This is a genomic window from Maribacter spongiicola, from assembly GCF_052119685.1.
Classification (GTDB): Bacteria; Bacteroidota; Bacteroidia; order Flavobacteriales; family Flavobacteriaceae; genus Maribacter; species Maribacter spongiicola_A.
Genome location: NZ_JBGQOO010000015.1, coordinates 103,087 through 110,102 on the forward strand (window position 1 = coordinate 103,087; position 7,016 = coordinate 110,102).

General features: G+C 35.9%; 5 protein-coding genes. 2 read left to right on the plus strand and 3 right to left on the minus strand.

Annotation, left to right across the window (positions count from 1 at the left end; genetic code table 11):
• Positions 1-77: 77 nt before the first annotated feature.
• On the plus strand, positions 78-599 hold the full coding sequence (locus tag ACEN2N_RS17345; RefSeq protein ID WP_441825499.1) for a hypothetical protein: 522 nt from the start codon (positions 78-80) through the stop codon (positions 597-599).
• A 57-nt stretch (positions 600-656) separates the two neighbouring features.
• Here ACEN2N_RS17345 and ACEN2N_RS17350 read toward each other — a convergent pair whose 3' ends face one another.
• Genes ACEN2N_RS17350 through ACEN2N_RS17360 form a run of 3 tightly spaced genes read right to left on the minus strand, consistent with a single transcriptional unit; the run spans position 657 to position 5,614 of the window.
• Entirely contained in the window at positions 657-2,315 is a 1,659-nt protein-coding gene (locus ACEN2N_RS17350) for an amidohydrolase (protein ID WP_441825500.1), read from the minus strand.
• 60 nt (positions 2,316-2,375) lie between these two features.
• Positions 2,376-4,877 carry an ABC transporter permease gene (locus ACEN2N_RS17355; RefSeq protein WP_441825505.1) on the minus strand — a complete coding sequence of 834 codons (2,502 nt, stop codon included), beginning with the start codon at positions 4,875-4,877 and terminating at the stop codon, positions 2,376-2,378.
• A gap of 47 nt (positions 4,878-4,924) precedes the next feature.
• Positions 4,925-5,614 carry an ABC transporter ATP-binding protein gene (locus tag ACEN2N_RS17360; RefSeq protein WP_441825501.1) on the minus strand — a complete coding sequence of 230 codons (690 nt, stop codon included), beginning with the start codon at positions 5,612-5,614 and terminating at the stop codon, positions 4,925-4,927.
• Positions 5,615-5,676: 62 nt separating this feature from the next.
• Between ACEN2N_RS17360 and ACEN2N_RS17365 the strand changes: the two genes are divergently transcribed.
• Positions 5,677-6,414, plus strand: a complete 738-nt coding sequence (locus ACEN2N_RS17365) for an arylesterase (RefSeq protein WP_441825502.1) — start codon at positions 5,677-5,679, stop codon at positions 6,412-6,414.
• Positions 6,415-7,016: the final 602 nt, after the last annotated feature.

Consider the following 7,016-nt stretch of genomic DNA (forward strand, 5'->3'; position numbering starts at 1 on the left):
ATTCATATCTAATGAAATCAACTACACTCTTTTTCGTATCGATATTCCTTTTATATATAAATAAAACTTCTGCCCAAATGACTAATAAGACATATGATGAAGCAATTAATAACGCCATTGCCAAACAATACCCAGAATACCACACAGCACTACTAAAAGTATTAGATGATTTTGAGCAAGAACTTATTATTAAAAAAGTAATTTCAGATGGTAGCTATGAAAATTATGTCAAAGTCTTAACCAAAATAAGCAATGATAGTACTTATGAAGTAGTTAGTGATTTTGCTTTAGGAGATTCTCTAACACTAAATTCTCAGCGCTATAATTACGAACTGGCAAAAACTATGAAAACGATACCATTAATACACTATAGAAATATAGCGCAATCAAAGAGCATGCTATTTAATCAACGGGTATCTGAAATTAATACAAAAAACGGAGGTTTTTCGCGTTCAAATTATGCATCACTTTTATTAGAAGTATATAATGAAGAAGACTTTCAACTCCCAACAATACGAACAAAACTGTTTCGATTTCTTGATCCCAATACAAATGACAGACTTTATATTTATATGGGTAAACCTACTCAAGGCGAATAGACATTAAGTGTTAAACCAATCAGCTTTTGTTCTTTTCTTATCAGTACATTTTATATATCACCTATTTGTATCTAAATCATTATTGTAAATTTTCTTACCACCAACATAAGTCTCCAAAACTTTCACATCTTTTAATGTCGTTGGTTCAACTTGAAGTACATTTTCGCTAAGTATAACAAAATCCGCCAACTTGCCTGGTTCTAATGTTCCTTTTATGTCTTCATCAAATGAGCTGTAAGCAGCATCTTTTGTATACGCAATTAATGCTTGTTCCACATTAATTTTCTGCTCAGGAACCCAACCATCACTATTATTTCCATCTAATGTGCGTCTGGTAACCGCTGCGTACATGCCATATAACGGAGAAGCAGGTGCTACTGGCCAATCGCTACCAAATACCATTTTAGTATTTGCATCTAAGAGAGATTTAAAAGCATAGGTGGTTTTTATACGTTCTGGACCAATAAGCTCTTCTGCCCATCTACCATCATCAATTGCATGATATGGCTGCATACTTGTAATTACATCTAGTTTAGAGAATCTATTGATATCTTCTATATTTAAATGTTGCGCATGTTCTATTCTTAATCGTCGGTCATGCTTGCCATTATTTTGAACTACACTATCATATATATTTAAAATAGTACTGTTTGCTCGATCACCTATAGCATGAACGGTAATTTGTAATTGCTTTTTATCGGCACTAGAGATCCAACTATTTAAACTATCTACATCGACAATAAACAGACCATTATCATCTTGCTTATCTGAATACGGTTCATCAAAAGCTGCCGTATGTGACCCCAGAGACCCATCTACAAAACCTTTCATGAGTCCATTTTTCAACCATTTTATATCTTTTGTATCCTTAGATACTGCTTTCCAATACTTCAGAGGATCGGCAGCATAAACTCTCACCTTCAGTTGTTTATTAGAATTCATCTTATCTAAAATCTTGTAACCACCTAAACTATCTACATCATGTACGGTGGTTACGCCCTGAGAAACTAAATAATCTTGCGCCGCATTTAATGCTTCTTCCGTTTCAGAATCTGTAAGCTTTGGTATTTTATTCAAAACTAAATACATAGCTTCACTCTTAAGAATACCGGTTGGCGTTCCATCAGCATTTTTAACAATTTCTCCATTTTCTACATCGGCACTATTTTTATCTATTCCTGCAATTTTGAGTGCTGCAGAATTGGCTAAAATCATATGACCATCCATTCTATAAATAGCAACCGGATTATCACCTGTAAATTCATCAATCCAATCTTTATTAGGTAGTTCTCCTCCCCAGAGGGTATGGTCCCAATTACCTTCAACAATCCACTGGCCAGGTTTTATCTTTTTAGTAAACCCAGAAATTCTATCGATAAATTCCTGTTTTGTACTTACATCTCTTAATTGCACACTTAAAAGGCTATTACCTCCCATTAACAAATGCACATGAGTATCTATAAATCCTGGTGTGATGAATTTTCCTCCTACATCCTTTATCTCGGTATCTGAGCCTTTAAACTTATGAATATCATCTAAAGAGCCAATAGCCAAAATAGTATCTGCCTTTACAGCCATAGCCTCGGCTTTTGGAGAATTAGTATTACCTGTCCAAATATTGGCATTGGTAATTATCAAATCTGCTTTTACACTATCGGTACTACAAGAGCAAACCAATAATGTAGTCACCAATAAAAAGAATAGTTGCTTTTTCATGCTATTAAAGGTAGAAAAGTAAAAATGCAATTGTTAGCATTTCCACTGAAAAACACCTTCTTAATTCCCCTCTTTTCTCAATACTTGTAATGGCGGACTATTTAAGACCCCTCTACTATTCATTAAACCAATGGCAAGAACCAATAGTGTTATACCCGGCAACACCACTAAAAATGGCACCCATGAAGGAACGAATGGTGTGTCGAAAATGAAATACGCCAGTAAAAAACTACTCACTAAAGAAAGTAACACTCCTACTCCGCTGCCCAAGACACCAAGAAATAAATACTCTAAAGCATTGATTTTTAATATTTGTTTACTCTGAGCACCAAGTGTTCTTAGTAAAACACTTTCACGAATTCGTTGGTATTTACTGTTACGAACAGATCCTATCAACACAATGATACCGGTAAGAATACTGAAGAATGCCATAAAAGATATGACCCATGAAATCTTATCTAATATATCTTCAACTAACGTTACTACCTGTCTTAAATCGATGATAGAAACATTGGGAAATTTCTTTACCAGCTCTCGCTGTAAATCAGCTGAAGACTTTTTATCTGGTGCATTAGTAGTTACCACATGAAACTGGGGTGCATTCTCTAATACTCCTTTAGGGAAAACAATAGAAAAATTAAGTTGCATCCGCGCCCAATCTACTTGACGAATATTACCAACTACCGTATTCATTAGTTTACCTTGAACATTAAATAATAAGGTATCACCAATTGTTACCAAAGCATCATTTGCTACATTATCTGCCAACGAAATAGGTATTACTTTGGCATTCGGGGCAACAGTGGGTATCCACTCCCCTTCCAACAACTTTTCAGAACCGATTATAGAATCTCTATAAGTGGTCCTAAATTCATGGTTAAGAATCCATTTATTTACTCGGGTTGTCGAATCTAATCGAATATCATTAACGTCTCTATCTTTTATACGCTCTAAACGCATGGTAACAATCGGTATGTTATCTATGACAGGTAATCCTTTCGGAGTAATAGTATTTGCAACAGCATCCCGTTGATTCGTCTGGACATCAAATAATATCAAATTCGGACTCTCAGCACTCGCTTCGAACGAGGTTTTGGCAAGTAGAAAATCTTTAGTGAAATATAAAGTACTTATTAAAAATGTACCAATCCCAATAGCTAAAATCAACACTACGGTCTGATTATTTGGTCGAAATAAGTTCAACAAACTTTGTCTGGCAGCAAAACTCCAAGACTTAGGAAAGTATCTTTTTATCAATCGCATAAATAAAATTGACACTCCCGCTAAAATGGAAAATGACACCAGTATTCCTGCTACGAAACTCAATGCAAACTCCCATTTACCCAATAACCAAAAAGCGAATAATAATACAAAAAGCACAATAGCAACCACTACCCAAATTTGATAAGGTCTTGCCTTTTTACTCGTATCTTCTTGCACACGTAATACCTGTAAAGGCGAAACAAACCATGTATTTACTAATGGCGACAAAGCAAATAAAACCGACATGCATACACCCAACAATAAACCGACGAATATCGCCTGAAAAGAAGTGGATATTTCTACCTGAAAAGGTAAAAACTCTTGCAGTATAAGCGGAAAAGTCTGTTGTAACAGCAAACCGATTACCGTACCTATGAGTCCGCCCAACAAGCCCATTCCTGCAATTTGAATAAGATAAATTAAAAACGTTTGTTTTCGTGTAGCCCCTAAACATTTAAGAACCGCTACTGCCTTTAGTTTCTCTTTTATGTAAATATGCACTGAGCTGGCAATACCTACACACCCCAACAGAAGTGCAATAAATGCTACCAGATTTAAAAACCTACCTACATTTTCATACCTACGACCTAGTCGCTCACTAGTATCTGTATGAGTATCCATATCTGCATTTTCAGCATCTAATAATGAATCTACTTTTTTACTCAGTGCTTCTAGATCTGCCTTATCATTATTAAAATAGTAATTGTACCCCAAACGGCTACCACGTTGCAAAAGTCCGCTTTCTTCCATAAAACGAAATGGCACAATAATGGGTGGTGCAGCTGTAGCACCGATACCTGTACTGCCAGGTGCCGTAATCAAAGACCCAACAATAGCAAAAGTGGTTGTACCCAACTTTACACTATCACCTGGTTTTAAATTATATTGAAGCATTGCAGTGGCATCAACCAATGCACCACCTTTTTCTAAATATTCTTTTGCAGCTGAGGCAGGTTCAGTTTCCAACTCGCCATAAAAAGGAAAATCACCTTCAATAGCGCGTACCTGTACCAATTTTGTAGCTAGACTTTTAGGGAATGCTGCCATCGAAGCAAAATTGACTTCTCTAGCATCGTAGCCACCTAAAGAATCCATTAATTCTGTTACCCTTTCATTTGCCGGCTGATTGCTATCTATAAGAAAATCGGCACCCATAAGTGCTTTTGATTGTAACCCAATATTATCTTTAAGATTATCGCTAAAAGATTGAATAGATACCACTGCTGCGATACCTAGAATAATAGATGCCATGAATAATAACAGTCGTTTACCGCTAGCTTTGCCATCTCGCCAAGCCATTTTCAACAACCAATTAAAACCGGCTTTTGATGTTCTTTGTGTTAAATTCAAGATATAGAAGTGGTTTCGTTGATTACTATTTTACCACCCTTAAGTCGTAATACATGTTTATTCAGGTTAGCCAATTCTAGATCATGGGTAACAATAACCAAGGTAGTGCCCATCTCTTTATTAAGGTCAAATAATAATTTAATGACCTTTTCACCAGTTTCCTCGTCTAAATTACCCGTTGGCTCATCGGCAAAAAGTATAGAAGGCTTATTAGAAAATGCTCTTGCCACAGCAACTCTTTGCTGTTCGCCGCCAGATAATTGAGATGGGTAATGATCATAGCGATCACCCAAACCAACTTTGTTTAAAAGTTCCATAGCATCTTTAGAAGCATTGGCAACACCTTGTAATTCTAACGGGACACTAACATTCTCTAAAGCTGTTAATGTGGGCAGTAATTGAAAGTCTTGAAAAATAAATCCTACTTTTTCATTTCTAAGTAATGCACGTTGATCTTCATTTAATCCACTTAAATCTTCCCCACAAAGTTCTATTACTCCCTCGTTGATTTCATCTAATCCGGCACAGAGTCCTAATAATGTGGTTTTACCACTACCTGACGGACCAACAATTGCAAAAGTGTCACCTTCTTCAATAGAAAAAGTAATATCATCAATTACTGTCAAATTTTTAGATCCGCTTGAATACGTTTTCTTTAGATTACTTACGTTTAATATCTTTGTCATAAATCATTTTGGTACAAGACAACAAAATAAGCAAATGATTTGGAATCTAATTAGGTAAGACTATGTTGAAAGTATTAAAGTTTCGTTATTTTTTATTAGCGTTGTTATTCGTTGGATGTGGAGAAAGTACAGAAAAGAAAACATCTAACACCCAAACAGAAGCTGTAAGTAATGTTGAAAAGGAAGATGTTTCTGCGGATGATAACGTGATATTATTCTACGGAAATAGCCTTACCGCTGCATATGGACTAGATACAAAGGAAGGATTCCCAAATAGAATTCAACAACGATTAGATTCTTTAGGCTTGGATTACAAGGTGATAAATTCCGGATTGAGCGGAGAAACTACCTCTGGAGGATTAAATCGTTTAGACTGGGTACTAAATCAGCCGGTAGATATTTTTGTTTTGGAATTAGGTGCGAACGACGGATTGCGCGGAATACCGATTACAGAGTCCATGAATAACTTACAGGAAATGATAGATATGGTAAAAGATAAAAATTCGGAAACTCAAATTATTTTGGCAGGTATGCAAATACCGCCAAATATGGGTGCAGATTATGCATCTCAATTTAAGATGATGTATCCTGCCTTGGCAGAATCGAATAATATAATGTTGATTCCTTTTTTATTGGAAGGTGTTGCCGGAATTCCGAAATTAAACTTAGAAGATGGAATTCACCCAACTGCAGAAGGTCAGCGAATAGTAACCGAAAATGTTTGGGAAATATTAAAAACTATCGTGTTACCTAAAGGGGGAACAGAGGTAACCGAAGAACTGGTAGAAGAATTAAACTAAGCAAAAAATACTGTTCGTACTCTTATTCTAAAAAGTAAGGCTTGTTTAACTCTTGCATTTTTGACTTTGAAAAACCTTGCAGCTGTTTGAAAACCCTGAGCGTTTACGTCAGATTTTATTGTTACATCTGCCATGGGCATAACAATAGTCTGTACTTTGATGTCTGGTGACTTCGATTGTGCTTGGGACTGGGTTCCCAAACAGATAACAAGGAATAAAAAAATAATTGTACGCATAATAAAGTAGGTAAATTTGGTTTATAGATAACCATCTACTTGTAAGTAAACGTATTTTGAATTCGACAAGAGGTACGGTTTTTACGATGAAAAGTTTGCTTTTCGATGTATTACTTCTTTTTGTAGTCCGTTTTCCTACAAAATAATCTTCCGCTAGACCCCGTATTTGCGCAGTTCATCGAGTTAATAATCTTTTTCTTACAAAAATTCGATATTGATAGTTTGAGTGACTACAAGAGGTGAGTTTAAATATGAGAATTGAGGATATAGAGGTGAGAGAATAGATTTTCGTTGTCCGTTGTCCGTTGTCCGTTGTCCGTTGTCCGTTGTCCGTTGTCCGTTGTCCGTTGTCCGTTGTCCGTTGTC